Origin of the sequence: Streptomyces sp. CB00316, from assembly GCF_001905595.1 — a bacterium.
In the GTDB taxonomy this organism is placed as follows: domain Bacteria; phylum Actinomycetota; class Actinomycetes; order Streptomycetales; family Streptomycetaceae; genus Streptomyces.
In genome coordinates, this window is the sequence record NZ_LIXI01000003.1 from 138,675 (window position 1) to 162,890 (window position 24,216).

General features: G+C 70.5%; 24 protein-coding genes. 17 read left to right on the plus strand and 7 right to left on the minus strand.

From position 1 onward, the window contains the following. Positions 1-18: 18 nt before the first annotated feature. Both AMK21_RS08755 and AMK21_RS08760 read left to right on the plus strand, forming a co-directional pair. The gene (locus AMK21_RS08755; RefSeq protein ID WP_073875901.1) at positions 19-1,590 is read left to right on the plus strand and encodes a cytochrome P450; all 1,572 of its coding nucleotides are present in this window, start codon (positions 19-21) and stop codon (positions 1,588-1,590) included. Between the two features lie 103 nt (positions 1,591-1,693). Next, positions 1,694-3,040, plus strand: a complete 1,347-nt coding sequence (locus AMK21_RS08760) for a 6-phospho-beta-glucosidase (RefSeq protein ID WP_073875903.1) — start codon at positions 1,694-1,696, stop codon at positions 3,038-3,040. 9 nt (positions 3,041-3,049) lie between these two features. On the opposite strand, the gene AMK21_RS08765 is transcribed toward AMK21_RS08760, so the two are convergent. Both AMK21_RS08765 and AMK21_RS08770 read right to left on the minus strand, forming a co-directional pair. Next, the gene (locus AMK21_RS08765; protein ID WP_073875905.1) at positions 3,050-3,475 is read right to left on the minus strand and encodes a hypothetical protein; all 426 of its coding nucleotides are present in this window, start codon (positions 3,473-3,475) and stop codon (positions 3,050-3,052) included. Further along, a complete protein-coding gene (locus tag AMK21_RS08770) occupies positions 3,469-3,927 on the minus strand; it encodes an ATP-binding protein (protein WP_073875907.1) in 459 nt (152 codons plus the stop codon). Before AMK21_RS08770 ends, AMK21_RS08765 begins: the two co-directional genes overlap by 7 nt. A gap of 207 nt (positions 3,928-4,134) precedes the next feature. Between AMK21_RS08770 and AMK21_RS08775 the strand changes: the two genes are divergently transcribed. The 3 genes from AMK21_RS08775 to AMK21_RS08785 all read left to right on the plus strand — a co-directional run bounded on the left by AMK21_RS08775 (position 4,135) and on the right by AMK21_RS08785 (position 6,167). Then, positions 4,135-4,995, plus strand: a complete 861-nt coding sequence (locus AMK21_RS08775; RefSeq protein ID WP_073875909.1) for a helix-turn-helix domain-containing protein — start codon at positions 4,135-4,137, stop codon at positions 4,993-4,995. After that, a complete protein-coding gene (locus AMK21_RS08780; protein ID WP_030573999.1) occupies positions 4,995-5,231 on the plus strand; it encodes a DUF397 domain-containing protein in 237 nt (78 codons plus the stop codon). Before AMK21_RS08775 ends, AMK21_RS08780 begins: the two co-directional genes overlap by 1 nt. Positions 5,232-5,357: 126 nt before the next feature. Further along, positions 5,358-6,167: an SAM-dependent methyltransferase gene (locus tag AMK21_RS08785; RefSeq protein ID WP_073875911.1), complete on the plus strand. Its 810-nt coding sequence runs from the start codon at positions 5,358-5,360 to the stop codon at positions 6,165-6,167. Positions 6,168-6,188: 21 nt separating this feature from the next. On the opposite strand, the gene AMK21_RS08790 is transcribed toward AMK21_RS08785, so the two are convergent. Beyond that, positions 6,189-6,611 (minus strand): cupin domain-containing protein, encoded by a 423-nt coding sequence (locus AMK21_RS08790; protein WP_073875913.1) that lies wholly within the window; start codon positions 6,609-6,611, stop codon positions 6,189-6,191. 52 nt (positions 6,612-6,663) lie between these two features. Here AMK21_RS08790 and AMK21_RS08795 point away from each other — a divergent pair, with 52 nt between their 5' ends. From AMK21_RS08795 to AMK21_RS08805, 3 genes are all read left to right on the plus strand, one after another. Next, positions 6,664-7,629: a helix-turn-helix domain-containing protein gene (locus AMK21_RS08795; RefSeq protein WP_073875915.1), complete on the plus strand. Its 966-nt coding sequence runs from the start codon at positions 6,664-6,666 to the stop codon at positions 7,627-7,629. A gap of 37 nt (positions 7,630-7,666) precedes the next feature. Beyond that, positions 7,667-8,110, plus strand: a complete 444-nt coding sequence (locus AMK21_RS08800; protein WP_073875917.1) for a YchJ family protein — start codon at positions 7,667-7,669, stop codon at positions 8,108-8,110. A gap of 68 nt (positions 8,111-8,178) precedes the next feature. Further along, positions 8,179-8,769: a GNAT family N-acetyltransferase gene (locus tag AMK21_RS08805; RefSeq protein WP_073875919.1), complete on the plus strand. Its 591-nt coding sequence runs from the start codon at positions 8,179-8,181 to the stop codon at positions 8,767-8,769. 9 nt (positions 8,770-8,778) lie between these two features. Here AMK21_RS08805 and AMK21_RS08810 read toward each other — a convergent pair whose 3' ends face one another. From AMK21_RS08810 to AMK21_RS08825, 4 genes are all read right to left on the minus strand, one after another. Continuing rightward, positions 8,779-10,872, minus strand: coding sequence for an MDR family MFS transporter (locus tag AMK21_RS08810; protein ID WP_073875921.1), 2,094 nt, complete (start codon positions 10,870-10,872; stop codon positions 8,779-8,781). Positions 10,873-10,929: 57 nt separating this feature from the next. Beyond that, a complete protein-coding gene (locus tag AMK21_RS08815) occupies positions 10,930-11,778 on the minus strand; it encodes a hypothetical protein (protein ID WP_073875923.1) in 849 nt (282 codons plus the stop codon). A gap of 170 nt (positions 11,779-11,948) precedes the next feature. Further along, positions 11,949-12,212, minus strand: a complete 264-nt coding sequence (locus tag AMK21_RS08820) for a hypothetical protein (protein WP_030574021.1) — start codon at positions 12,210-12,212, stop codon at positions 11,949-11,951. A gap of 201 nt (positions 12,213-12,413) precedes the next feature. Further along, positions 12,414-13,628: a helix-turn-helix domain-containing protein gene (locus tag AMK21_RS08825; protein ID WP_073875925.1), complete on the minus strand. Its 1,215-nt coding sequence runs from the start codon at positions 13,626-13,628 to the stop codon at positions 12,414-12,416. 644 nt (positions 13,629-14,272) lie between these two features. Between AMK21_RS08825 and AMK21_RS08830 the strand changes: the two genes are divergently transcribed. The 9 genes from AMK21_RS08830 (at position 14,273) to AMK21_RS08870 (ending at position 24,216) form a co-directional block, all read left to right on the plus strand. Further along, the gene (locus tag AMK21_RS08830) at positions 14,273-15,205 is read left to right on the plus strand and encodes a hypothetical protein (RefSeq protein WP_073875927.1); all 933 of its coding nucleotides are present in this window, start codon (positions 14,273-14,275) and stop codon (positions 15,203-15,205) included. Between the two features lie 202 nt (positions 15,206-15,407). Next, complete coding sequence (locus AMK21_RS08835) at positions 15,408-16,064, plus strand: hypothetical protein (RefSeq protein ID WP_073875929.1); 657 nt, start codon at positions 15,408-15,410, stop codon at positions 16,062-16,064. A gap of 310 nt (positions 16,065-16,374) precedes the next feature. After that, complete coding sequence (locus AMK21_RS08840; protein WP_073875931.1) at positions 16,375-17,895, plus strand: DUF6801 domain-containing protein; 1,521 nt, start codon at positions 16,375-16,377, stop codon at positions 17,893-17,895. A gap of 328 nt (positions 17,896-18,223) precedes the next feature. Continuing rightward, complete coding sequence (locus AMK21_RS08845; protein ID WP_073875933.1) at positions 18,224-19,222, plus strand: ABC transporter ATP-binding protein; 999 nt, start codon at positions 18,224-18,226, stop codon at positions 19,220-19,222. Then, on the plus strand, positions 19,219-20,085 hold the full coding sequence (locus AMK21_RS08850) for an MlaE family ABC transporter permease (RefSeq protein WP_073875935.1): 867 nt from the start codon (positions 19,219-19,221) through the stop codon (positions 20,083-20,085). Before AMK21_RS08845 ends, AMK21_RS08850 begins: the two co-directional genes overlap by 4 nt. Before the next feature lie 3 nt (positions 20,086-20,088). Beyond that, entirely contained in the window at positions 20,089-20,892 is an 804-nt protein-coding gene (locus AMK21_RS08855; protein ID WP_073875937.1) for an MlaE family ABC transporter permease, read from the plus strand. Next, complete coding sequence (locus tag AMK21_RS08860; protein ID WP_073875939.1) at positions 20,892-22,175, plus strand: MCE family protein; 1,284 nt, start codon at positions 20,892-20,894, stop codon at positions 22,173-22,175. The genes AMK21_RS08855 and AMK21_RS08860 overlap by 1 nt, the downstream gene beginning before the upstream one ends. After that, positions 22,172-23,203, plus strand: coding sequence for an MCE family protein (locus AMK21_RS08865; RefSeq protein WP_073875941.1), 1,032 nt, complete (start codon positions 22,172-22,174; stop codon positions 23,201-23,203). The genes AMK21_RS08860 and AMK21_RS08865 overlap by 4 nt, the downstream gene beginning before the upstream one ends. After that, positions 23,200-24,216: an MCE family protein gene (locus tag AMK21_RS08870; RefSeq protein WP_073875943.1), complete on the plus strand. Its 1,017-nt coding sequence runs from the start codon at positions 23,200-23,202 to the stop codon at positions 24,214-24,216. The genes AMK21_RS08865 and AMK21_RS08870 overlap by 4 nt, the downstream gene beginning before the upstream one ends.

A 24,216-nucleotide genomic window follows, 5' to 3' on the forward strand; every position in this document is an offset into this window, starting at 1 on the left:
CTGATCCCTGGAGCCACTGTGACAACCCCCTTCCACCACGAGCCCGGCGCCGCCCCGCCGCCCCGGTGCCCGGCCCACAACCTCGGCATCGGCCCCGGCGGCCTGCGCCGGCTGTACGGCCCCGAGGCGGAGAACGACCCTGCCGGCCTCTACGCCAAGCTCCGCGCCGAACACGGCACGGTCGCCCCGGTCCTGCTCCACGGCGACGTACCCGCCTGGCTCGTCCTCGGCCACAGCGAGAACCTCCACCTCACCCGGACCCCCTCCCAGTTCTCCCGGGACTCCCGGCGCTGGCGGGCCCTCCAGGACGGCACCGTCGCCCCGGACCACCCGCTCGCCCCGATCTTCACCTGGCAGCCCGTCTGCGTCTTCGCCGACGGCGCCAAGCACGAGCGGCAGCGCGGCGCGGTCACCGACAGCATGGAGCGCATCGACACCCGCGGGGTGCGCCGCCACATCAACCGCTTCAGTAACCGCCTGGTCAACGACTTCTCCGAGAAGGGCAGCGCCGACCTGGTCAGCCAGTTCGCGGACCATCTGCCGATGATGGTGATGTGCGCGATCTTCGGGATGCCCGAGGAGTACGACGAGCGGCTCGTCCAGGCGGCCCGTGACATGACCCGCGGCACCGAGACCGCCGTGGCCAGCAACGCCCACATCGTCGGTGTGCTGACCCGGCTGGTGGAGCGCCGCCGCGCGGAGCCGGCTCCCGACTTCGCCAGCTGGCTCGTCGAGCACCCCGCCACGATGACCGACATCGAGGTCGTGGAGCACCTGCGCCTCATCCTCATCGCGGCGTACGAGTCCACCGCCAACCTCATCGCCAACGTGCTGCGCATGGTCCTCACCGACCCGCGCTTCCGCGCCCGGCTCAGCGGCGGCCACATGACCGTGCCCGAAGCGGTGGAGCAGACCCTCTGGGACGAGCCGCCCTTCACCGCCGTCTTCGGCCGCTGGGCGGTCGGCGACACCGAGCTGGGCGGCCAGCAGATCAAGGCGGGCGACGCCCTGCTCGTCGGCATCGCCCCGGCCAACACCGACCCCGCGGTCCGCCCGGACCTCACCGCCAACATGGAGGGCAACCGCGCCCACCTCGCGTTCAGTGGCGGCCCGCACGAGTGCCCCGGCCAGGACATCGGCCGGGCGATCGCGGACGTGGGTGTCGACGCCCTCCTGATGCGCCTGCCGGACCTGGAGCTGGGTGTCGAGGAGGGCGAGCTGCGCTGGGTGGGCAACATCATGTCCCGCCACCTGGTGGAGCTGCCGGTGAAGTTCGCCCCCAGCCCGCAGCAGAAGCTGGACTCCGACCCGCTGTCGGTGATGGCCCGCGCCGCCCGTCCGACGGGTGACTGGGAGATCTCCTCCCCCGCGCGTCCCGTCCCCGAGCCCGCGCACTCCCTCGCGGGGATGCAGCCCGCCCACGCCCCGGGCGCCGCACCGCAGCCCCGCCCGGCCCCTTCGGACGTGCCCGCGCCCGTCCCGGCGCCCGGTGAGCCGGCCGCCGGTGCGGCCGTGTTCCCGGGACAGCGCCGCCCGGCCGCGCCCGCCCGGCTCTGGCAGGCGGTCTCCCGCTGGTGGAACGGCTACTGACCCTGCGTCCCGTGGCCCCGGATCCGTACGTCGTCGGGTCCGGGGCCTCGCCGTACGCGAGCCGCCACGGCCGCGCCGAGCCACCCCCGTACCATCGAGCAGCGTGAAGCTGACAATTCTTGGCGGTGGCGGATTCCGGGTGCCCCTCGTGTACGGGGCCCTGCTCGGCGATCAGGCCGAGGGCCGCGTCTTGCGGGTCACCCTGTACGACACCGACGCCGACCGGCTCACCGCCGTCGCCCGGGTGCTCGACGAGCAGGCGCGAGGCGTTCCGGACGCGCCCGCCGTCGTCGCCACCACCGAACTCGACCAGGCCTTGCGCGGCGCCGACTTCGTCTTCTCCGCGATCCGCGTCGGCGGTCTGGCCGGCCGGGCCGCCGACGAGCGGGTCGCCCTCGACCTCGGCGTGCTCGGGCAGGAGACGGTCGGCGCCGGAGGCATCGCGTACGGGCTGCGAACCGTCCCCGTCGCCGTCGACCTGGCCCGGCGCATCGCCCGGCTCGCCCCGCACGCCTGGACCATCAACTTCACCAACCCCGCCGGGCTGGTCACCGAGGCCATGTCCCGCCACCTCGGCGACCGCGTCATCGGCATCTGCGACTCCCCGGTCGGGCTCGGCCGCCGTATCGCCCGGGTCCTGGGGGCGGACCCCGACCGGGCCTGGATCGACTACGCCGGACTCAACCACCTCGGCTGGGTGCGGGGGCTGTACGTCGACGGGCGGGACGAACTGCCCCGGCTGCTGGCCGACCCGGCGCTGCTGGGCTCCTTCGAGGAGGGCCGGCTCTTCGGCGCGGAACTGCTCCGGTCGCTGGGCGCGATCCCCAACGAGTACCTGCACTACTACTACTTCAACCGCGAGTCCGTCCGCTCCTACCAGGAGGCCGAGCGGACCCGGGGCGCCTTCCTCCGCGACCAGCAGGAGCGCTTCTACGCCCGGATGCGGCACCCCGGCACCCCGGCCCTGTCCACCTGGGACCACACCCGTGCCGAGCGCGAGGCCACGTACATGGCGGAGAACCGGGACGTCGCCGGGGCGGGGGAGCGGGAGGAGAGCGACCTGGAGTCCGGCGGCTACGAACAGGTGGCTCTCGCGCTGATGCGGGCCGTCGCCCGCAACGAACGCACCTCGCTGATCCTCAACGTCCGCAACCGCACGGCCCTTTCGGTGCTGGACGCCGATGCCGTGGTGGAGGTGCCCTGCCTCGTCGACGCCAACGGGGCCCACCCGGTGGCCGTTTCGCCGCTCCCGTACCACGCCGTCGGTCTCGTCACCGCGGTGAAGGCCGTGGAGCGCGCGGTGCTGGAGGCGGCGGAGAGCGGGTCGAGGACGGCGGCCGTGCAGGCCTTCGCGCTGCATCCGCTGGTCGACTCCGTCGCGGTGGCGCGGCGCCTGGTGGACGGATACACCGAGGCCCACCCGCAACTCGCCTATCTCGAAAAGCCGTAGGGGTCAGCCTCAGGGGGCGGAGGCGACGCTCCTGGCCCAGCTCGGGGCCACGCCCGCCACCTGGCAGACCATGAGGAAGAGCGGGATCGGCGGGGTGTACGGGGTGAGGCTGTCCGGCGAGTGGATAAGGCGGGGGCGCACGGCGGGGACGTCGGCGTCCCGGGCGTACGTCACCTGCTCGGGCCAGTCCAGATCCAGGTCGGAGCCGGCCGGGACGATCCACCACCAGCGGTCCGCGTCGGCGAACACGCAGCCGGTGCGCGGGAGATGGGACATCAGGCGGAAGCCGTGCCGCGCGGGCACGCCGACCGCGTCGCAGCCCAGGCTGGCCGACATCGAGGGCGGCAGCGACAACTGGACCCGGCCGCCCCGGGATTCCTCGGCGGCCCTCGGGCGCGGTGTGCCGCGCAGCCGGGACAGCGCGTTCCTCAGCACGGCTGCTCCACGCCGTGCGCAAGCTCCGCCCACACGATGCGGCCCGAGTCGTCCCCGGCGTCGTGGGACCCCCACGAGCTGCTCATCGTGTCCACCAGCAGCAGGCCCCGCCCGTGCTCGTCGTCGGAACAGCGGCGCAGGCGTGGGCCGCCGGACTGGTGCCCCTGGTCCTGCACGGCTATCCGCAGCCGCCTGCCGAGACAGCGCAGCTCGCACACCACGCGGGTGCTCGCGGTGTGCACGACCGCGTTGGTGACCAGCTCGGAGACGATGAGAACGGCCGCGTCGTACACATCGCCGCTCAGCTTCCAGCTCTCCAGCCGGGCCCGGGTCAGCTGCCGCGCACCGGCCACCGACTCGGGGTGCGCGGGCAGCGCGAAGCAGTAACGGAGCGCTTCCGTCCCGGGGCTGAGGTCCATGAGCCGGGGGATGAGCGCACTGCCAGGTGCCACGACCGATTCCTCACAGTGGGGGCTGCGTCACGCTTCGTTCCCCGGTGTGAGAGGAGCGGTCATGACTGAGCGAACTGGTTCGAAACCCAACTCTCCCCCTGACGCGAACACTTGGCAAGGGGCACTCTGAAAATTTCAGAGTGACTGTGTCGTTGGGGGCGCACGCGTGGCACACTGCTCGCAAAACAGCGCATGGGGAGGTCTGAAGTGAGCGAACCGCGGTCCGCCCCGACCGTGGGCCAGGTCGTGCTCGGCAAGCGCCTGCAGGATCTGCGGGAGCGCGTCGGCCTGACCCGTGACCAGGCGGCGAAGGTGCTCAGAGTCGCTCCCGCGACGATACGCAGGATGGAGACGGCCGAGGTCGGCCTCAAGATCCCCTATGTCCAGCTGCTGCTGAAGGCCTACGGCATCGCCGACGACGAGGTCGAGGCCTTCGTCGACCTGGCCGAGGAGGCGAACAAGCCGGGCTGGTGGCAGCGGTTCCACGACGTCCTGCCCGACTGGTTCAGCATGTACGTCAGCCTGGAGGGTGCCGCGAGCCTGCTGCGCATGTACGAGCCGCACTTCGTCCCCGGGCTGCTCCAGACCGAGGACTACGCGCGCTCCGTGATGCGCACAGGTGCCGTCGGTCAGACCCGGCCCGAGGACATCGAACGCCATGTGGCCCTGCGCATGGAGCGCCAGTCGCTGCTCGCCAAGGACGACGCCCCCCGGCTCTGGGTGATCATGGACGAGACCGTCCTGCGGCGGCCGGTGGGCGGCGCACAGGTGATGCGCGCCCAGATCGACAAGCTGCTCGAATCCGCCGAGCTGCCCCATGTCACCCTTCAGATAGCGGAGTTCGCGAGCGGCCACCACCCGGGCACCTACGGGCCGTTCGTCCTCTTCCGGTTCGCCGTCCCCGAACTTCCGGACATGGTCTTCAGCGAGTACCTCACCGGAGCGGTCTACTTCGACGCCCGGCCCGAGGTGGCCTCCTACCTCGAAGTCATGGACCGTATGGCGGCTCAGGCCGCAAGTGCACAACGCACGAAGGAAATCCTCCGGGACTTCCGCAAGGAGCTGTGATGAACCACATATACAACGGCATGCCGGCCGCCGACCTCGGCTCCGAAGGCTGGTACAAGCCCTGGAGCGGTGGCAACGGCGGCAACTGCATCGAGGCCATGAAGCTCGCGGACGGCCGGGTCGCGGTGCGCCAGTCCGCCGATCCGGACGGCCCCGCGCTCATCTACTCCAACGGCGAGATCGCCGCGTTCATCCAGGGTGCCAAGGCGGGCCAGGCGGATTTCCTTCTTACCTGACGCGCCACCGCTTATCCTGTCCCCGCACCGAAGGACCCGGCCTCTCGGAGCAGTTGGGTTCGTCCCAGCCAGTACCACCGTTCCGTCCCTCTTCCTGATCGCCGACCACCACCCATGGAGTGCGCCATGACCGGGCAAGACCCTCAGGCCATCGAGATCGACACGAGCAAGCCGCATCCCGCCCGGATGTACGACTGGTTCCTCGGCGGCAAGGACAACTACCCGGTCGACGAACAGATGGCACGCCAGCTGCTCCAACTGGATGCCCGAGGCCGGGACATGGCCCGGGTCAACCGGGCTTTCATGCACCGGGCCACCCGCTGGCTCGCCGAGAACGGCGTACGCCAGTTCCTGGACATCGGCACCGGCATACCCACCGAGCCGAACCTCCACCAGATCGCCCAGCGGGCCGCCCCCGACGCGCGCATCGTCTACTGCGACAACGACCCGATCGTCCTCGCCCACGCGGCGGCCCTGCTGCGCTCCACCCCCGAGGGCGCCACCGAGTACATCCAGGCCGACGCCCGCAAGCCCGAGACCATCCTGGCCGCGGCCGGCAAGGTCCTGGACTTCGAGAAGCCGATCGCGCTGTCCCTGCTGGCCCTGCTGCACTTCATCGACGACGAGGACGGCGCGGCCGAGCTGGTCGACAAGCTCGTCGACCAGCTCCCCTCCGGCAGCTACCTGGTGCTCTCGCACACCACCGGCGACTTCAACCCGGAGGGCGCCGCGCAGGCACGGGCCATGTACAAGGAGCGCGGGATGACCCTGCGCCCCCGCTCGCGCGCCGAGCTCACCGCTTTCTTCGACGGCCTGAAGCTCGTCGAGCCGGGCGTCTCGCTCTCCGCCGACTGGCGGCCGGAGCTCGGCGAGGTCATCGACGTACCGGGTGACGAGCCGATCCCCGGCTACGCGGGAGTCGCCCGCAAGCCCTGAGCCGGCCCCGTCTCACCGGGCTCACCGGCCGAGCGCGTGGCCCGTCGTCGCGTCCACGTGGTCCGGTACGGGGTCGTGGGCATCGCCCACCGTCGACGTACCGGAGGGCTCGAAGAGCAGCAGGGAGGCACCGTCCGCCGCGTGCGGGCGGTGCCAGGTGCCGCGCGGCACGACGAAGACCGCGCCCCGGGGGAGCGTCACGGTCCGCTCGTCCGGCCCGTCCCCCTCGCGCAGGGCGATGTCCAGCTCGCCCTCCACCACCAGGAAGAACTCGTCCGTGTTCTCGTGCACATGCCAGACGTGCTCGCCGTGGACCTTGGCGACGCGTACGTCGTAGTCGTTGACGCGGGTCATGACGCGCGGGCTCCACAGCGCGTCGAAGGAGCCGAGGGCATCGTCGATCAGGATCGGTTCGGTGGCAGGTCGTGCCGTGTCCGTGGTCATGTGCCCATGGTCCACACTGGATCGCCGCGCCCGTGAGTGCTACGAATCGCATATGGCGAAAGAATCCTCGCACCGGGTCGTCATGATCGTGTCGGCCGGCTCGAACCCCTTCGAAATGGGAGTGGCGACCGAGCTCTTCGGCCTGCGCCGTCCCGAGCTGCCCGTCGACTGGTACGACTTCGCGCTCTGCTCGCCCACCCCCACGGTCCGGATGCACGCGGGGTTCTTCCAGCTCTCCGGCGTCCGCGGGCTCGACGCCGTGGACCGCGCCGACACCGTCATCGTCCCCAACCGGCCCGACCCGCTGGAGGATCCCGGCCCGGAGGTCCTGGCGGCGATCCGGCGCGCCGCCGAGCGGGGCGCCCGGCTGGTCAGCTTCTGCACCGGGACGTTCACGCTCGCCGCCGCGGGCGTCCTGGACGGCAGGCGCGCCACCACGCACTGGCGCTGGGCGGAGGCGTTCACCGCCCGGTACCCGCAGGTGGACCTCCGGCCCGATGTGCTCTTCGTCGACGACGGGCAGGTGATCACCGCCGCGGGCAGCGCCGCCGCCCTGGACACCTCCCTTCACCTCGTCCGCGCCGACCACGGGGCCGAGATCGCGGCGGCCGTCAGCAGGAGACTGGTCCACCCGGCGCACCGGGACGGCGGCCAGCGCCAGTTCATCGAGCACCCGCTGCCCGAGGTGGCCGACGCCTCGCTCTCCCCGCTCCTGGACTGGGCCACCGAGCACCTGACCGAGGGCCTGGACGTGTCCGCGCTCGCCGCCCGCGCGGCCGTCAGTCCCGCAACTCTCCACCGCCGATTCCGGGCCCAGCTCGGCACCACCCCGCTGGCCTGGCTGACCGAGCAGCGGACCACCCTGGCCTGCCGCCTCATGGAGCGCGGCGAGGACCGCCTCGACGTGATCGCCCGCACCTGCGGCCTCGGCACGGCGACCAACCTGCGTACGCAACTGCGCCGCCGTACGGGGCTGACGCCCACGGAGTACCGCAGCCGGTTCGCGGCGGGGCGCTGAGGTGGGACGCCGAGCCGGGCCGGGTGACAATGGACCCATGTCACGACGCACCTCCCGCCCCCGGCAGCCCGCCGCCCCGCAGGCCCCGCGCATCACCCCCGCCTCGCCCTGCCCCTGCGGGCTGACCGCGACGTACGGGGAGTGCTGCGGCCGCTTCCACTCCGGCAGCGCCGCCGCCCCGACCTGCGAGACCCTGATGCGCTCCCGGTACGCGGCCTTCGTCGTCCAGGACGCGGCGTACCTGCTGCGCACCTGGCACCCCGAGACCCGGCCGCCGGGCGTCGACTTCGACCCCGCGATGCGCTGGACAGCGCTGGAGATCCTGGAGACCACCGAGGGCAGCGCCTTCCACACCACGGGAACCGTCACCTTCCGCGCCCACTACGCCGACGACGGGCGCCCCGACTCCCTCCACGAGCAGAGCCGCTTCGTGCGCCACGAGGGCGCCTGGGTCTACGCGGCGGCGGTCTTCGTCGACTGAGACCGGGCCGGCGGTACGGCCCCGTAAACCCTTTCCCACCAGGGCGGGAGGCCTCGTACGATCCGCGCATGAACGACGACGAAGAGGCGGCGCCGTACGCCGCGCGGGAACGATTCTGGCGCGGCGAGAGCCTGGCCTTCACCTCCATGGAGCCCGGCGACGCCGAGCTGATCCAGCACTGGCGCGCCGACCCGGTCGCCGCCCGGGAGATCGGCGTGTGGCCCGGACCGCTCCACGAGCTCCACGAACGGCTCGTCTCCTACGTCGAGGACCGGGACCGCGACGACTTCCTCATCCTGCTTGCGGACGACACCCCCATCGGCCACACAGCCCTCCACAGCCAGGACTTCGCCGACGGCACCGCCGAGGCCTTCCTCCTGCTCGCCCCCGAGCACCGCGGCAAGGGCCACGCCGCCGCCGCTCTCGCCGCCCTGACCGACCTGGCCTTCGGCGAACTGCCCCTGCACCGCCTCGAAGCGGTCACCCACACCGAGAACGCGGCGGCCCTCGCCACCCTGAAGGGGGCGGGGTTCACGCAGGAGGGCGTACGCCGGTCCTCCTGCCTGCACCGGGGCCGCCGCCACGACAACGCGCTCCTCGCCCTGCTCCGTACGGAGTGGGAGGCGCAGACCCGCCCCCGGTCCTGGGACCACGTCTGACCCGAGGGTTCAGGCCGGTGCCCCCACCCGTGCGGAGCCGCCCGGATGGGGTGCCGGGGACAGCTCCTGGGCCAGATCCTCCGCCAGGAGCCGCTTCGCGATCATGTCCACGGCGATGCGGAGCTGGGCGTCATCGGGCCGGGCCCCGTCCTCCGCGAGCCGATCGTTGAGCCAACGGCCCCAGGCGTCGGAGATCACGGCCGCCTCGCGCCGGCCCGCCGCCGTATGGGAGAAGAGGCGGCCGTCCCCGGTGAGGTATCCCTCCTCGATCATCCGGTCGAAGACGGGGACCAGCACCTCCGGCGGCAGGCGGTGCCGGGCCGCGATCAGCCGCAGCCCCGCGTGGCCGACCATCCGGGTGAAGAGGTCCACCTGCATCACCGCCCAGGCACCCGCCATGTCCAGCCGGGTGTCGGACTCGGTGACGATCCGGCGGGCCGTGTCCGGACCGGCGCCGTGCAGGATCGCGGCCACCGAGAACTCCAGGAGCTTCTCGGAGTCGCCGCTGCCGGGCTGGGCGAAGCCCTCACCCATGTCCGTGGACGCGAGCCGCGCCGAGTCCCGCAGCTGCACCTCCTTGAGGAACAGCGCGACGACGAAGCCGATCAGCGCCACCGGTACCGTCCAGAGGAACACGGTGTGCAGCGTCTGCGCGTACGCCTGGGCCAGCGGCGCCACCTGGGCGGCGGGCAGCGCGTGCAGGGCCTGCGGGCTCTCCGAGGCGCGGGCCAGGACCGCCGGGTCACCGCCGGCCGCCACCGCCCGGGCGACCCCGTCGGTGAGGTTCGGCTTCAGTGCGTTGGCGTAGATCGTCCCGAACACGGCTGTGCCGAAGGCGCTGCCGAGCGTACGGAAGAACGTCACGCCCGAGGTCGCCGTACCCAGGTCCGCGTAGTCGACGGTGTTCTGCACCGCGATCGTCAGCACCTGCATGGCGAGGCCGATCCCGAGCCCCAGCACCACCATGTAGAGCGACTCCACCCACACCCCGCTCTCCGGCCCCATGCGGGAGAGGAGGAACAGCCCGGCCGCCATCACCAGCGTCCCGACGATGGGGAAGACGCGGTAGCGGCCCGTCTTGCTGACCACGTTGCCGCTGAAGATCGAGGCGACCAGCAGACCGGCCACCAGGGGCAGGGTCCGCACGCCGGAGAGCGTCGCCGAGTCCCCGTCCACGTACTGGAGGTAGGTCGGTACGAAGATGATCGAGCCCAGCATCGCGAAGCCCACGATGAAGCTGAGGATCGAGCAGACGGTGAACACCGGGTTTTGGAACAGCCGCATGGGCAGCATCGGCTCCTTGGCCCGCATCTCCACCCGGCGGAACAGCGCCAGCGCGGCGATCCCGGCGAGGAACAGCCCGATGATCACGGGCGAGCCCCAGGCGTACTCGTTCCCGCCCCAGCTCGTCGCGAGGATCAGCGCGCTCGCCCCGGCGGCGACCAGCGCGATGCCGGCGTAGTCGATCACCGGCCGTCCCACGGCCTTCACCGACGGGATGTTGCGGGCGGCGGCGATCACCACCACGATCGCGATGGGCACGTTGACGTAGAACGCCCAGCGCCAGGTCAGGTGGTCGGTGAAGAGTCCGCCGAGCAGCGGTCCGATCACCGTCGAGATGCCGAAGACCGCCCCGATCGCGCCCTGGTACTTGCCCCGCTCGCGCAGCGGGATCACATCCGCGATCAGCGCCATAGACGTGACCATGATGCCGCCCGCGCCGACGCCCTGCATACCGCGCCAGATGATCAGCATCACCATGTCCGATGCGAGACCGCAGAGGAACGAGCCGGTGATGAAGACGATCGTGGAGATCTGGAAGACCAGCTTCCGTCCGAACAGGTCACCGAACTTGCCGACCAGGACGGTGGCGACCGTCTCGGCGAGCAGATACGCGGTGACCACCCACGTCATGTGCTCGGCACCGCCCAGGTCCGAGACGATCGTCGGCAGGGCCGTGCCCACGATCGTCTGGTCCAGCGCCGCCAGCAGCATGCCGAGCACGATGGTGGCGAAGATGATGTTGCGCCGCCGCCGGTCGATGACGGGCGGCGGCGCGGCGGAACTCTGCGCGGCGGGGGCTTGCTCGCTGGCAGTGGTCACGTCTGCACCCTCACACCGGCCCCCACCGCCCGCATGCGGGGAGAGTCCGGACGGGGGTCAGCCGATCAGCGAGGTCAGCGACCTCTTCAGCCGCGCGACGAACGCCTCCCGGATGTCCTCGTCCACCCGGTCCAGCGAGAGGTACGGGTTGAGGTCCTCCAGCTCCACGAGCAGCAGCTCGCCCTCCTCCGTACGGCAGGCGTCGACCCGCTGGATGCCGTGGTCGAGCGCGTTCCACTCGATGAACCGCCGCGCGAACGCCAGGTCCGCCTCATCGGCCGCGTACGGCTCCAGCACCCACCGCCGCTCCGGGTCCGGCGCGTACAGCGCGTACTGGAAGTCGTGGTCGACGAAGTAGAAGGACACCTCGTAGCGGAAGTCGACCCGGGGCTGCACGAGCAGCACCCCCTCGCCCTCCCGCTCCAGCTCGCCCGCGACCTCCGCCCCGCCGACGAACCGCAGCCCCACCGAGTCCGCACCCAGCTTCGGCTTGACCGCGTACGCCCCGGTCTCGGGCAGCAGCCCCAGATCCGCCGTCCGGTCCACCGTGGGGATCACCGGGAACCCGGCCCGGCTCAGCTCCACCAGATACCCCTTGCCCGCCATGTCCCCCCGCCCGTCCAGCGGGTTGTAGACCGGCACCCCCAGCTCCAGCGCCCGCGCGCGGAACGCGTCGTACGCCTCCTGGTAGTGCAGGACGGGCCCGCTGTTCCGTACGAGGGCGAGGTCCAAGCGGTCCAGCAGCGCGGCCGCGTCCCGGGGGTGGCAGAGCGCGACGTCGAACTCCTCGCGCAGCCGGGCGGCCAGGAAGATGTCCTCGTCGCAGTAGCGCCGCCCGCGCGCCTCGTAGGCGAGGTCGGTGACGAGGAGGAGGGCGGGACGGCGGGAGTCGGCGGGGGCGGTCATGGCTTCTCCGGGGTGAGCGCTGGGACGGACGTTCACTATCCCCGACGCGCGTCCACGAGGGCGGACAGGTCCTTGGCGATCCCGGCGCCTTACTCCAGAGGATACCTACTTTGGAGTAGGGCGCCGGGATCGGCGGCGTGCCGCAAGCGGTCCGGAGAGCCGGAGCCGCGCTACGAGAACGAGCCGGGGCCCACCGCCAGCCGGGGGTGGTGAGCGGCCAGGACCTTGTTGGCGCGGGCCAGTTCGGCGAGGGCCTGCTCGCGGTCGGCCTGGTCCTCGATGCCCAGCCGGGGCCCCCGGAACCTGCGGACCTCACGGGCCGCGCAGTCGGCCTCGAACTCCGCCTCCAGGATGTGCGGCGGGATGCACGAGCCGATCAGTGCGGCGACGCGGTCCGGGATCGGCACGGGGACGAGGAGGTGCGAGGCGGTCATGGGGCTTTCCCTCTCGGATGGTTGGCCAGGAGGCGGTACATGAGTGCTGCCGCCGGATGAGCGGCAGACTCCTCCTTGTGTACGGGACGCGGTTCCGGGTTTCTCGTCGGATACGTCTCCGTGTCGCAACCGTTTGGGACTGACCGTCTATTTCGCCTTACGCACGGGTAAGTTGACCTGTCGCGCCGGACGTGATCCGGATCAGGGGGACAGGCCGGCCGAGCGGGCGCGCAGCCGCAGCGCACGCAGCACGGCCTCGGTCGCGAAACGGCTCTCCGGGTCGACGAGTTGATCACCGAAGATGGTCTCCAGGCTGCGCATGCGGTAGCGCACGGTCTGCGGGTGCACATCGAGCAGCTCGCCCATCTGGGCCGCCGTGCCCCGGGTGTCGAGCCAGATCCGCAGCGTCTCGATCAGCCGCTCACGGCGGGTGTTGCTGATTCCCGCCACGGCGGCCAGTTCCCGTTGGGCGAGCTGGTCGAGCAGGGCGGGGTCGGAGAGCAGCCACAGGGTGATGAGGTGGTCCTCGCAGCGGATCAGCGGGGCGTCGTCGATCACGCCGGAGTCGACGAGCTCCAGCACCCGGCGAGCCCAGCGGATCGAGTCGCAGGCCAGGGCCGTCGGGACGGTCAGCCCGATCGCCGCGTGGCCGGCGGGGAGGGCCTGTTCCAGCATGGATCTTCGCGCGTCGTTCAGCGGGCCGGGGACGAGTAAGTGCGGCTGGGGGTCGCTGAGATCGAGAAGGAGGTCCCGGTCGGCGCTGAGCCGGTCGAGAGCGGCCGGGGCGCGGACGGCGACCAGGGTGACCTCGTCGGGCAGCGTCCAGCCGGTCTGCTCGCAGAGGTCGGCGATGGCGCCGCGGGGGGCGGGGCGCCCGGCCAGGATGAGGTGGAGCAGGCGCCGGCGCAGCGCCTCGCTCTGCTCCCCGGACTGCGACTGGACCTCCAGGAAACCCTCGCGGGACAGTGATTCCAGTTCGTCGACGTAGGCGAAGAGCGCGTCGGCGAAGCTGAGCATCAGCGTGGGGGAGAGGTGGTAGCTCTGCCCCACCTTCTTGGCCCGCCGCAGCGCCACCCGGGCGCCGAGTCGGTAGGCGCCCTGGAGGGTGTCCATGGTCCGCCCCTCGTACGCCTCGAACCGCCCGAACCGCCGGCACATGTCGTCCCGCAGCGTGGTGGGGGTGGTGGGGTCGGCCACCAGGTCGACGAATGAGGCGAGGCTCTGCTCGACGCCCACCCGGATGGCCTGGCCGTTCGGGCCGTCCAGCAGACGGGCGTATTCCGGATAGGCGCGGGTGACCTCCACGCCGATTTCCTTGATGAGGCTGGGGAGTTCGGGCCGCATGATCGCGGCGAATTCCTGGGGGAGCGGCCCCAGGGGGTCATCGGTGTCCAACGGCTGTATGAGGTGTGCCATGCCATGTCCCCTCTGCTCTCGGCGCCCGGTGGTGGGGGTGAGACGGTGGGGGAAAGCGCTCCCACGAACCGACAGGTGTGTACCAAGTCCGCGACGAAAGATAGACCACGGAAGAGGCACTGCACACCACTTGGACAAGATCGGGGTGCAGGGGGCACGCATCGTGTCCATGCGGTGGGACTTACGCGCAGGTCGGACGGTACTGCGCGCTTTCGGACAATGAATTTCGGCCGCCTGCTCGCTCGGTGACAAGGTCCGCGACCAGGGCCGTGGCGTCGGCCGGGGCCGTTCCTGACCGGCGTGGGAGGCCGGGTTCCGGTGGCCGGCCGGTATTCCGGTGCCTCCGGATACGCATTCCTTGATAAAGGGGTGACCCGCGGTTACTCATTTACGGATCAAAAACAGGGCCGCCAAAAAATTCTTGGACGGACGGATTGTGTCGCTGTGTTTCCCGCGAGTAACATCACGCTTCGTTCAATTCGGACGTGAAATCTGCCCGAAATTTGACGCTCAGATCTTCCTCCCCCGGGTCCACCCCGCGGCTCCATCACTGCCGACGAATCCGTCGTGGTGCGGGCATGCGTCGGAGAACCGGTCAACTTCGCGCACGAGGCCGCACACCGGCGGCCGAAAGAGGGGACGACATGAGATCCGTTTCCAACCGCACCCGCATAGGGCTGCTCGCGGCATTCACCGCCTTCAGCGCCGTGCTCTCCACCGGCTCGGCCGCCGCGGCGACCGAGCTCAACGGCGACTGGGCACCGTTCGACCGCTGCCCGGTGGACGCGCCCGCCATGCTCGCGGCGGACGGCATCACGAATATCGCCACCTGTATCTCGTCGAGCTCGGTCACCGGCTCCATCACCCTCGGCAAGAGCCAGGTCCCCACCGGCAACAGCGATCTGCAGCTCGGCGTCATCCAGCACAGCAACGGCACCACCACCCTGGTGGCGCCCCCCGAGGGCGCGCTCACCGCCGACCCGGCCGTGGTCCCCGGCGGGCTGCTCGGGCTGATGTGCCCCAGCGCCATCCCCTTCGTCTCCGCGATCTGCCGCCAGTTGACGGACAACAACCTCAACCGGATCACGGCCACGATCGAACCGGCGGGTGCGCCGCGGGACTTCAACATGGTGGCGGCCTTCTCCACCGGTGAGCCCATTCTCACCCTTCCGGTCCGCATCCACCTCAAGAACCCGTTCCTCGGCGACAAGTGCTTCATCGGCACCACCGCGAATCCCGTGCTCCTGAAGCCGCAGAACCTGAACGCGCCGACCCTGTCGCTCCAGCGGTTCGCGGCCGACGGAACCCCGGACGACGAGGGCGAGATGGGCCGTTACACCTTCGCCGGCGCCGACCAGGGCGATGCCACGTTCGCCGTCCCGGGGGCGAGCGGATGCGGGGCCGGACTCCTGGACTGGGCGGTGAACCTCAAGACCGGTCTGCCGTCGGCCGCCGGGAAGAACGGCGTGAAGCTCAACGACACCTCGACCTACTTCGGCAGCCCCTACGACCCGGCCGGCCTGGCGCCCGACGAGGGCAAGAAGCTCTCGGAATTCTGGCACTCCGCGGTGCGGTAGCGGCCGATGCCCTCCATTCCCCCGAGGGCATTGCGGACCCGGCAGAAGGAGGTGGTGCGACAGCCGCCCGACCGCTCCTGACAGAAGGCGGACCGAAGAAAAGAGCCGCGCCTTCTCCAGTCCAGTTCGAAGCGTGCCGCCCGGATTTCCCGGGAGCGCGTCCACTCGTATCCCCAACGGGACAAGAAAAGGGAGTCATTCCATGATCAAGCGATCCGGTGTACTGACCGCGATAGGTGCCGCCGTGGCATCCGTCGCCCTGGCCGTTCCGTCGGCCGTCGCCGCGCCGACCAGCTGGACCATCACGCCGACCGGCGCCTTCACCGGCAGCGCCGGCGTGACCGTCCTGACCGACAACAACGGCAACAAGATCCAGTGTGCGACCTCCGCGGCGTCGGGCTCGGCCCCCACGTCCCCGGTGGCCGGCTCCCCGGCGCAGCTCGCGTCCATCTCGGCGATCTCGTTCAACTCGCCGTGCACCGGGCCCTTCAGCTCGACGTGGACCGTGACCACCACGCCTCCGTGGCAGATCTGGGGTCTCGACTACACGGCGGGCGCCGGTACCAACTCCACCGGCCAGGTGACCGGTGAGATCCGGACGATCAAGGCGAAGGTCACCGGGAGCAGCCTGCTGGGCCCCTGCACCTTCGACGTCACCGGCAAGGTGGCGGCCAAGTACAACAACCCGAGCGCCGGCGGGAGCAACGGCACGCTGAACACGGCGGGCGGCGGTCTCACCCTGGCCATCGCCAACAAGGTCGGCGGCGGCTGCGGCATCGTCGGCACCACCGCCAGCTTCCAGGGCCTCTACACCATCAAGAACACGGCCACCGGAAAGTCCCCGGTCATCAGCGGCTGATCCGCCGCCCCTGATGCGCAGTACGTGAGCGTGGTGCCCGGCCGTGAGCCCTCGGCGGCCGGGCGCCTACGCGCTTTTCCACTCACTCGCCGACAACTCCACGGGCTGGAATTGTCATCGCCTGCCAAGAATCGCGCCGGGTGAAAACTCGGAATTCCCGGCTCTTCCCAGGCGGCCGAAGGAGTGCGTAGCGTACCGATCGGTAGGAGGATCGTTCCGCGTCCGCCCGAAAGGCCGTTGCCGAGAAGTGGACCCCATGCGGCGGCCATCGAACCGATGGGCCCACGCGCGCCGGAAGGACACCATCCGCATGACCGTCGATGCACGCGCCGCGTCGAGACGACCCCTCCATCTCGCCGTGGGCGGGGCGCTCGTCGTCGCCACCGCGCTCATTCCGAGCGTCGAATCGGTGGCGGCCGATCAGACCTCCGAAGTCACCATCCCCTACACCTGCCAGTTCCCCTCCGGCCCGGAGGAGGCGGACGTCGCGGTCAAGGCGGTACTCCCCGTCTCGGCCCGGACGGGGGAAACGATCCGTCCCGGTGACGTCTCCGTCGACGTGAGCCTGGCGCGATCGGCGCTGACCCAGTTCACCGCACTGGAGGCGTCCACCCTGTCGGCCGTCGCCGGGCTGACCGTACGCAACACCGTCGGCGAGCACACCGCCGACGCCTCCTGGCAGCAGCTCGAAGCCCCCGCGGTCCCCCTGCCGCCGGAAGGTGAGGACGAGGACGGCGTGGTGCTCGCCGCCACCGGCGACGTCCCCACGGTCGCGTTCGGCAGCCCCGGACGCGCGACGATCGCGCCGGCCGCGCTCAGCCTCGTCCTCGCCTCCTTCACCGAGGACGGCACCCCGACCACGCCCTCCGAGCTCACCGTCGTCTGCGAGCCCGCCGACGACGAGGAGCGCCCGCTCGCCCGGATCAGCGTCCGCGACAGCACCGGCCCGGCTACTCCCACGCCCGGCCCGGAGGACCCGGTGCCCGGGGAGGATGACGCGGCCGGACCTCCCGGGAAGCCGGCCCGTCCCGCCCCCGGACTCGATCCGGACGCCCACCGCAGGATCGACGACCTCACCGAGGCGCGGCTCGAAGCCCTCGACGACGAGGACCCCGGAAGCTGCCCCATCGAGATCCCGCCCGAGTGGGTGATGACCACCGCGGAGACGTACGCCGCCGGATACGCCAACGCCGTGAAGCTGGACGGGGCGGCTGCGCTCGGGCCCGCGTTCATGAAGGTCGTCCTGAACAAGCGGTACATCAACGACTCCTGCGCCTCGACCGTCGACGTCACCTCCGAGGTGGAGTTCGAGTACGAGGGCAAGCGGCAGCTCCCGCCCACGAAGGCGACCTTCCTCAGCTACGGGTTCATGCCGACGACCGCCACGATGGTCCTGGAGCAGGTGGGACCACCGGCCGTCGTCCAGACACACACGGTCACCAACACGCCGACCTACCCCGAGGAATCGACGGTCACCGCGCAGCTCTCCCTGCGCCTGTACGACGTGAAGGTGAACGGCGTCCCCCTGGACGTGGGCCCGAACTGCCGCACCGAACGGCCCTTCGAGCAGGTCCTCAAGGGGTACGGCCAGAGCTATCCACCGGCCGGCTACCTCGTGGCGACCGGCGGGAATCTGACCGGATACGCGCACATCCCGCCGTTCAAGGGGTGCGGCGTCGGCGAGGACCTCGACCCGCTCTTCACCTCGGCCATCTCCAGCGTCGGCAAGAAGGCCGACAACTACACCAAGATGACGCAGGCCCCGCTCTGCGTGGCGACGAACCCGGACGGGCCCGACTGCCCGCCGAAGGTGCCGAAGCCCGAGCGGTGACCGTACCGCCGGTGATCTGAACCGACCCGCGCAGCCCTTCCGGCGCCGCCCGGCCGAAAGGGCCGTTCGGCACGGAATGATGCCGTCCGCCGCGCGGAGAACTCATCACCGATTAACAGGTTTGGCACGCGGACCACTCACTCGGAAACAAGTAATCCGGATGCCGCGATCACGCCGCAGAAAGTTGCGTATCCAGTATTGCGAACTAAGGTTACCGAGCCGTAGCGTCCCGGGTGAGCGGCCCGAAACCCCTCCGTAGCTGCTTGTTTTTCCGACAGTCGGAGCGCTGACAGATGACCAAAGTCACCACCACTTCGAAGGAGGGCCGATGGGAATCGAAGTAGTCGTCGAGGGCCTGACGAAGTCCTTCGGCAAGCAGAACATCTGGCAGGACGTCAGCCTCACCCTGCCCGCCGGTGAAGTGAGTGTCATGCTCGGCCCTTCCGGCACCGGAAAGACCGTGTTCCTGAAATCCATCATCGGACTGCTGAAGCCGGAACAGGGCCGCGTCCTCATCAACGGCGTGGACATGGTGAACAGCTCCGAGCGCGACATCATGGAGACGCGTAAGCTATTCGGCCTCATGTTCCAGGACGGGGCGCTCTTCGGCTCGATGTCCCTCTTCGACAACATCGCTTTCCCCCTGCGCGAGCACACCCGCAAGAAGGAATCCGAGATCCGCCGCACCGTCATGGAGCGGATCGACATCGTCGGACTGCTCGGCGCCGAGGGGAAGCTCCCCGGCGAGATATCCGGCGGCATGCGCAAACGCGCCGGCCTCGCCCGCGCCCTCGTCCTGGACCCGCAGATCATCCTCTGCGACGAACCGGACTCCGGACTCGACCCGGTGCGCACCGCGTACCTCTCGCAGCTCCTGATCGACCTCAACGCGCAGATCGACGCCACGATGCTGATCGTCACCCACAACCTCGACATCGCGGCGACCGTCCCCGACAACATGGGCATGCTGTTCTGCCGCAACCTCGTCACCTTCGGGCCGCGCGAGGTGCTCCTCACCAGCGACACCCCGGTCGTCTCGCAGTTCCTCGCCGGACGCCGCGAGGGCCCCATCGGGATGTCCGAGGAGAAGGACGCCGCCACCCTCGCGGCCGAGCAGCAGCTCAGCGACTCCCTCGGCGGAGCCCGTACGGTCGCCGCGCCCCGGACCGTGGTCCCGCAGCTGGAGCCCTCGCCCGGACTGCCCGTACGCCAGGGGGCGCTGCGCCGCCGCGAACGGGTCATGGCGATGATGGGCCAGCTGCCGGAGGCCGCCCGTACGGCCATCCTCAACAGCTACGCCCCGGCCGCGGGGGGTGCGAGAGCGTGACCGCCCCGATGCCGGTGCGGCCGCCCGAGCCGCCCGAGAGCCCGCCGCCGGCCCTCGCCAGGACCCCAATGCCGCCCCCCGTAAGGCGGCGCCCCAGCCGGCTGCTCGCCCCGCTCCGGGAGACCGGCAAGCTGTTCGCGCTCGGTATCGCCGTGGGCCGCGCCATCTTCCGCAGGCCCTTCCAGTTACGCGAGTTCATCGAGCAGTTCTGGTTCGTCGCGAGCGTCACGATCCTGCCCGCCGCGCTCGTCTCCATCCCGTTCGGTGCGGTCATCGCCCTCCAGGTCGGCTCGCTCACCCAGCAGCTCGGCGCCCAGTCCTTCACCGGCGGCGCCAGCGTCCTCGCCGTGATCCAGCAGGCCAGCCCCATCATCGTGGCGCTGCTCATCTCCGGCGCCGCGGGCTCCGCGATCTGCGCCGACCTCGGCTCCCGCAAGATCCGCGAGGAGCTCGACGCGATGGAGGTCATGGGCGTCTCGCCCATCCAGCGCCTCGTCGTCCCCCGCGTCCTGGCCACCATGCTCGTCGCCGTCCTGCTCAACGGCCTGATCTCCGTGGTCGGCACGCTCGGCGGCTACTTCTTCAACGTGATCATGCAGGACGGTACCCCGGGTGCCTACCTCGCGAGCTTCTCCGCCCTCGCCCAGCTGCCCGACCTGTACGTCAGCGAGTTCAAGGCCCTGATCTTCGGCTTCATCGCGGGCATCGTCGCCGCCCACCGCGGCCTGAACCCGCGCGGCGGCCCCAAAGGTGTCGGCGACGCGGTCAACCAGTCCGTCGTCATCACCTTCATGCTCCTGTTCTTCGTGAACATGGTCCTCACGGCGATCTATCTCCAGATCGTCCCCGCGAAGGGGGGCTGAGCGATGGCGATGCTCAGCTGGCTCGACCGATCGGGCGACCAACTCACGTTCTACGTACGGGCACTGATCTGGATCCCACGCACCCTGCGCCGCTACCTCAAGGAGGTGCAGCGGCTGCTGGCCGAGGTCGCCTTCGGCAGCGGCGGCCTGGGCGTCATCGGCGGCACCATCGGCGTGATGGTCGCGATGACCCTCTTCACCGGCACGGTCGTCGGCCTCCAGGGGTACGCGGCCCTCGACCAGATCGGCACCTCGGCGTTCACCGGCTTCATCTCCGCCTATTTCAACACCCGAGAGATCGCCCCCCTCGTCGCCGGGCTCGCCCTCTCCGCCACCGTCGGCGCGGGCTTCACCGCCCAGCTCGGCGCGATGCGGATCAACGAGGAGGTCGACGCCCTCGAAGCGATGGGCGTGCGCTCGATGCCGTACCTCGTCACCACCCGGATCATCGCCGGGGTCGTGGCGATCATCCCGCTGTACGCGATCGGGCTGCTCTCCTCGTACCTCGCCTCCCGCTACATCACCATCTTCTTCAACGGGCAGTCGGCGGGCACCTACGACCACTACTTCAATCTCTTCCTCTCCCCGGACGACGTGCTGCTGTCGGTGCTCAAAGTGCTGATCTTCAGCGTGCTGGTGATCCTCGCCCACTGCTACCACGGCTTCCACGCCACCGGCGGTCCCGCCGGAGTGGGGGTGGCCGTCGGCCGGTCGGTGCGCAACGCGATCGTGCTCATCAGCGTCACCGACTTCTTCCTCTCGCTCGCCATCTGGGGCGCCACGACGACGGTGAAGGTGGCCGGCTGATGAGTCCACGCGGAGCGAAGACCGTCCGCCGCAGAGTCGCGGGAGTCGCCTTCCTGCTCGTGCCCGCCCTCCTGATCTGGGTCTCGGTCTCGGTGTACGACAAGGACTTCACCGACGACGCCACCGTCACCGTCCGCACCGGCCCGGTCGGCAACGAGATGCACGACAACGCCGATGTGAAGCTGCGCGGGGTCGTCATCGGGCAGGTCAGGTCCATCGCCACCGACGGTGAGGGCGCCCGCCTCACCCTGGCCATCGACCCGGACCAGCTGGGCCGGATCCCCGCCGACGTCACCGCGCAGATGCTGCCCACCACCCTCTTCGGCCAGCGGTTCGTCGCCCTCGTCCCGCCCCGTACCCCCTCCACGCGCACCCTGAGCGCCGGTGCGGTGATCCCGCAGGACCGGTCCAGCAACGCCATCGAGCTGGAGGAGGTGCTGGACAACGTCCTGCCGCTGCTGACCGCCGTGAAGCCGGAGAAGCTCTCCGCCACCCTGAGCGCCGTCTCCCAGGCTCTCGAAGGACGCGGCGAGAAGCTGGGTGAGACGCTGACCACGCTGGACGCCCACCTGAAGAAGTTCAACCCCCAACTCCCCACGCTCAACGAGGACATCAAGCAACTCGTCAAGGTGAGCACGCTCTACGCCGAAGCGGCGCCGGACGTCCTCGACGCCCTCACCGACGCCACCACCACGAGCGGCACCCTCGCCGAACAGGAGGCGCGGCTCGCCGCCTTGTACGGCACCACCGCCGCCTCCGCGCGCGATGTCGCCTCCTTCCTGCGGGAGAACAAGGAGAACCTCATCCGGCTCTCCTCCTCCGGCCGCCCCACGCTCGAACTCCTCGCGAAGTACGCCGACTCGTTCCCCTGCACGCTGCGTACGGTCGCCGGCTTCGTGCCCGCCATGGACAAGGCCCTCGGCAAGGGGACGAACGAGCCGGGCCTGCACGTGACGGTCAAGTCCGTTCCCTCGCGAGGGAAGTACGTCCCCGGCAAGGACACCCCGGTCTACAGCGCCACCGGCGGCCCGCGCTGCTACTCGGTGCCGTACGTCGGCAAGGGCGGCGCTCCGACCGCCGACAACCGCCGGGCCACCGACGTCACCGCCCCGCCCCAGGCCGCCCAGGACACCGCGCTCGGCCTGCCCAACTCGCCGCAGGAGTCCCAGCTCGTCAACGAGCTGGTCGCTCCCTCACTGAAAGTCCAGCCGCAGACCCTGCCCGACTGGAGCAGCGTGCTCATCGGTCCGGCCTTCCGCGGTGCGGAGGTGAAGCTCAAGTGAAACGCCGCTCCCTCGCGGGATCGCTCACCAAGTCCCTCGTCTTCGTCCTGGTGACCGTCCTCGCCACCACCGTCCTCGGGCTCTCCATCGCCAACACGGGCGTCGGCGACACCACCACGTACAAGGCGCGGTTCACCGACGCCACCGGGCTCATCCCCGGCGACAGCGTCCGCGTCGCCGGGGTGAAGGTCGGCCAGGTCGAGTCCGTACGGGTCGCGGACCGCAGGGTCGCCGAGGTCACCTTCGGCGTACGGAAGGGGCGCACGCTCCCCGCCTCGGTGACGGCGTCCATCAAGTACCTCAACATGGTCGGCCAGCGCTATGTCGACCTGGACCGGGGCGCCGGGCCGGTCGGCCGGACCTTCGCGGCCGGGGCCACCATCCCGCTCTCCCGCACCACCCCGGCCCTCGACCTCACCCAGCTCTTCAACGGCTTCCAGCCACTCTTCGAGGGGTTGTCCCCGCCCGACGTCAACCAGCTCGCCGGCTCCATCGTCCAGGTCCTCCAGGGCGAGGGCGGCACCGTCGACTCCATCCTGCGCCACGTGGGCTCCCTCACCAGCACCGTCGCCGCGAAGGACAAGGTGATCGGCGAGGTGATCAAGAATCTCAACACGGTCCTCACGACGGTCAACGACCGGGAGGCCGGATTCGACGACCTCGTGGTCACCCTGGAGAAGCTCGTCTCCGGCTTCTCCGGCGACCGCAAACCGCTCGGTGAAGCCGTGACGGCGATGGGCGCCCTGACCACGGTCACCGCGGACCTCTTCCAGGACGGCCGGAAGCCGCTCAAGGACAATATCCGCCAACTGGGGCGACTGAGCGACCAGTTGGACAAGGGGACGCCCCAGATCGAGAACTTCCTGGACAAGACCCCGGCCAAGATGGAGGCGATCAGCCGCCTCACCTCCTACGGCTCCTGGCTCAACCTCTACCTCTGCGAGGCCAAGGTCGGCGGGGTGGCCACCGACGACGGCTCCACGCCCCCCACCGGCATCGCCATCACCCAGCCGAGGTGCCTGGCATGAGCCTCACCCCCATCCGGGAACGCGACCCGGTCGCCGTCTCCCTCGTCGGACTCCTCGTCCTCACGCTGCTGGCCCTCGCCGCCTGGCGCGCCGACTCCCTGCCCTTCATCGGCGGCGGTACGACGTACAGCGCCGACTTCACCGAATCCGCCGGGCTCTCCGACGGCGACGAGGTGCGCATCGCCGGAGTGAAGGTCGGTGAGGTCACGGGGGTCTCCCTCGACGGGCCCCGCGTGAAGGTCGACTTCAAGGTCAAGGACGCCTGGATCGGCAACGCCTCCACCGTGGGCATCGCCCTCAAGACCCTCCTCGGCGAGAAGTACCTCGCCGTCGACCCCCTCGGCAACGCGCCCCAGGACCCCGGCTCCCGCATCACCGCGAGCCGCACGACCTCCCCGTACGACGTCACCCAGGCGTTCGACGGGCTCGGCGAGACCATCGAGGAGATCGACACCGAGCAGCTCGCCAAGAGCTTCGAGACGATCTCCGCCACCTTCAAGGACTCCCCGCCCCACGTCCGCAGCGCGGCGGAAGGGCTCTCCGCCCTCTCCCGTACGGTCTCCCGGCGCGACGCCCAGCTGGCAACGCTGCTCCAGGGCAGCAAGCGCCTCACGAAGACCCTCGCGGGGAAGACGAGCAGCTTCGAGACCCTCCTGGAGGACGGCAACCTGCTGCTCGGCGAGATCCAGGCCCGCCGCGACGCCATCCACCTGCTGCTCACCGGCACCCGCAGCCTCGGCACCCAGCTCACCGGCCTCGTCGAGGACAACGACAGGCAGCTCGGGCCGACCCTGGCCTCCCTCGGCCGGGTCACCGCCGTCCTCGCGAAGAACCGCAAGAGCCTGGACAAGGTGCTCGCCATGACCGGCTCGTACAGCCGGCTCGTCGGCAACACCCTGGGCAACGGCCGCTGGTTCGACACGTACGCCTGCGGAGTCGTGCCCCCGAACTACCTCCCCGCCGGCACGCCCCCGGCGACCGGCTGCATGCCACCGAAGCAAGGCGGCCGCTGA

Bases quoted from the DNA above. Each gene is read 5' to 3' on its own strand.
- AMK21_RS08780 (WP_030573999.1), top strand. From the start codon at position 4,995: ATGAACCACATATACAACGGCATGCCGGCCGCCGACCTCGGCTCCGAA.
- AMK21_RS08785 (WP_073875911.1), top strand. From the start codon at position 5,358: ATGACCGGGCAAGACCCTCAGGCCATCGAGATCGACACGAGCAAGCCG.
- AMK21_RS08790 (WP_073875913.1), bottom strand. From the start codon at position 6,611: ATGACCACGGACACGGCACGACCTGCCACCGAACCGATCCTGATCGAC.
- AMK21_RS08795 (WP_073875915.1), top strand. From the start codon at position 6,664: ATGGCGAAAGAATCCTCGCACCGGGTCGTCATGATCGTGTCGGCCGGC.
- AMK21_RS08800 (WP_073875917.1), top strand. From the start codon at position 7,667: ATGTCACGACGCACCTCCCGCCCCCGGCAGCCCGCCGCCCCGCAGGCC.
- AMK21_RS08805 (WP_073875919.1), top strand. From the start codon at position 8,179: ATGAACGACGACGAAGAGGCGGCGCCGTACGCCGCGCGGGAACGATTC.
- AMK21_RS08815 (WP_073875923.1), bottom strand. From the start codon at position 11,778: ATGACCGCCCCCGCCGACTCCCGCCGTCCCGCCCTCCTCCTCGTCACC.
- AMK21_RS08820 (WP_030574021.1), bottom strand. From the start codon at position 12,212: ATGACCGCCTCGCACCTCCTCGTCCCCGTGCCGATCCCGGACCGCGTC.
- AMK21_RS08825 (WP_073875925.1), bottom strand. From the start codon at position 13,628: ATGGCACACCTCATACAGCCGTTGGACACCGATGACCCCCTGGGGCCG.
- AMK21_RS08830 (WP_073875927.1), top strand. From the start codon at position 14,273: ATGAGATCCGTTTCCAACCGCACCCGCATAGGGCTGCTCGCGGCATTC.
- AMK21_RS08835 (WP_073875929.1), top strand. From the start codon at position 15,408: ATGATCAAGCGATCCGGTGTACTGACCGCGATAGGTGCCGCCGTGGCA.
- AMK21_RS08840 (WP_073875931.1), top strand. From the start codon at position 16,375: ATGACCGTCGATGCACGCGCCGCGTCGAGACGACCCCTCCATCTCGCC.
- AMK21_RS08845 (WP_073875933.1), top strand. From the start codon at position 18,224: ATGGGAATCGAAGTAGTCGTCGAGGGCCTGACGAAGTCCTTCGGCAAG.
- AMK21_RS08855 (WP_073875937.1), top strand. From the start codon at position 20,089: ATGGCGATGCTCAGCTGGCTCGACCGATCGGGCGACCAACTCACGTTC.
- AMK21_RS08860 (WP_073875939.1), top strand. From the start codon at position 20,892: ATGAGTCCACGCGGAGCGAAGACCGTCCGCCGCAGAGTCGCGGGAGTC.
- AMK21_RS08870 (WP_073875943.1), top strand. From the start codon at position 23,200: ATGAGCCTCACCCCCATCCGGGAACGCGACCCGGTCGCCGTCTCCCTC.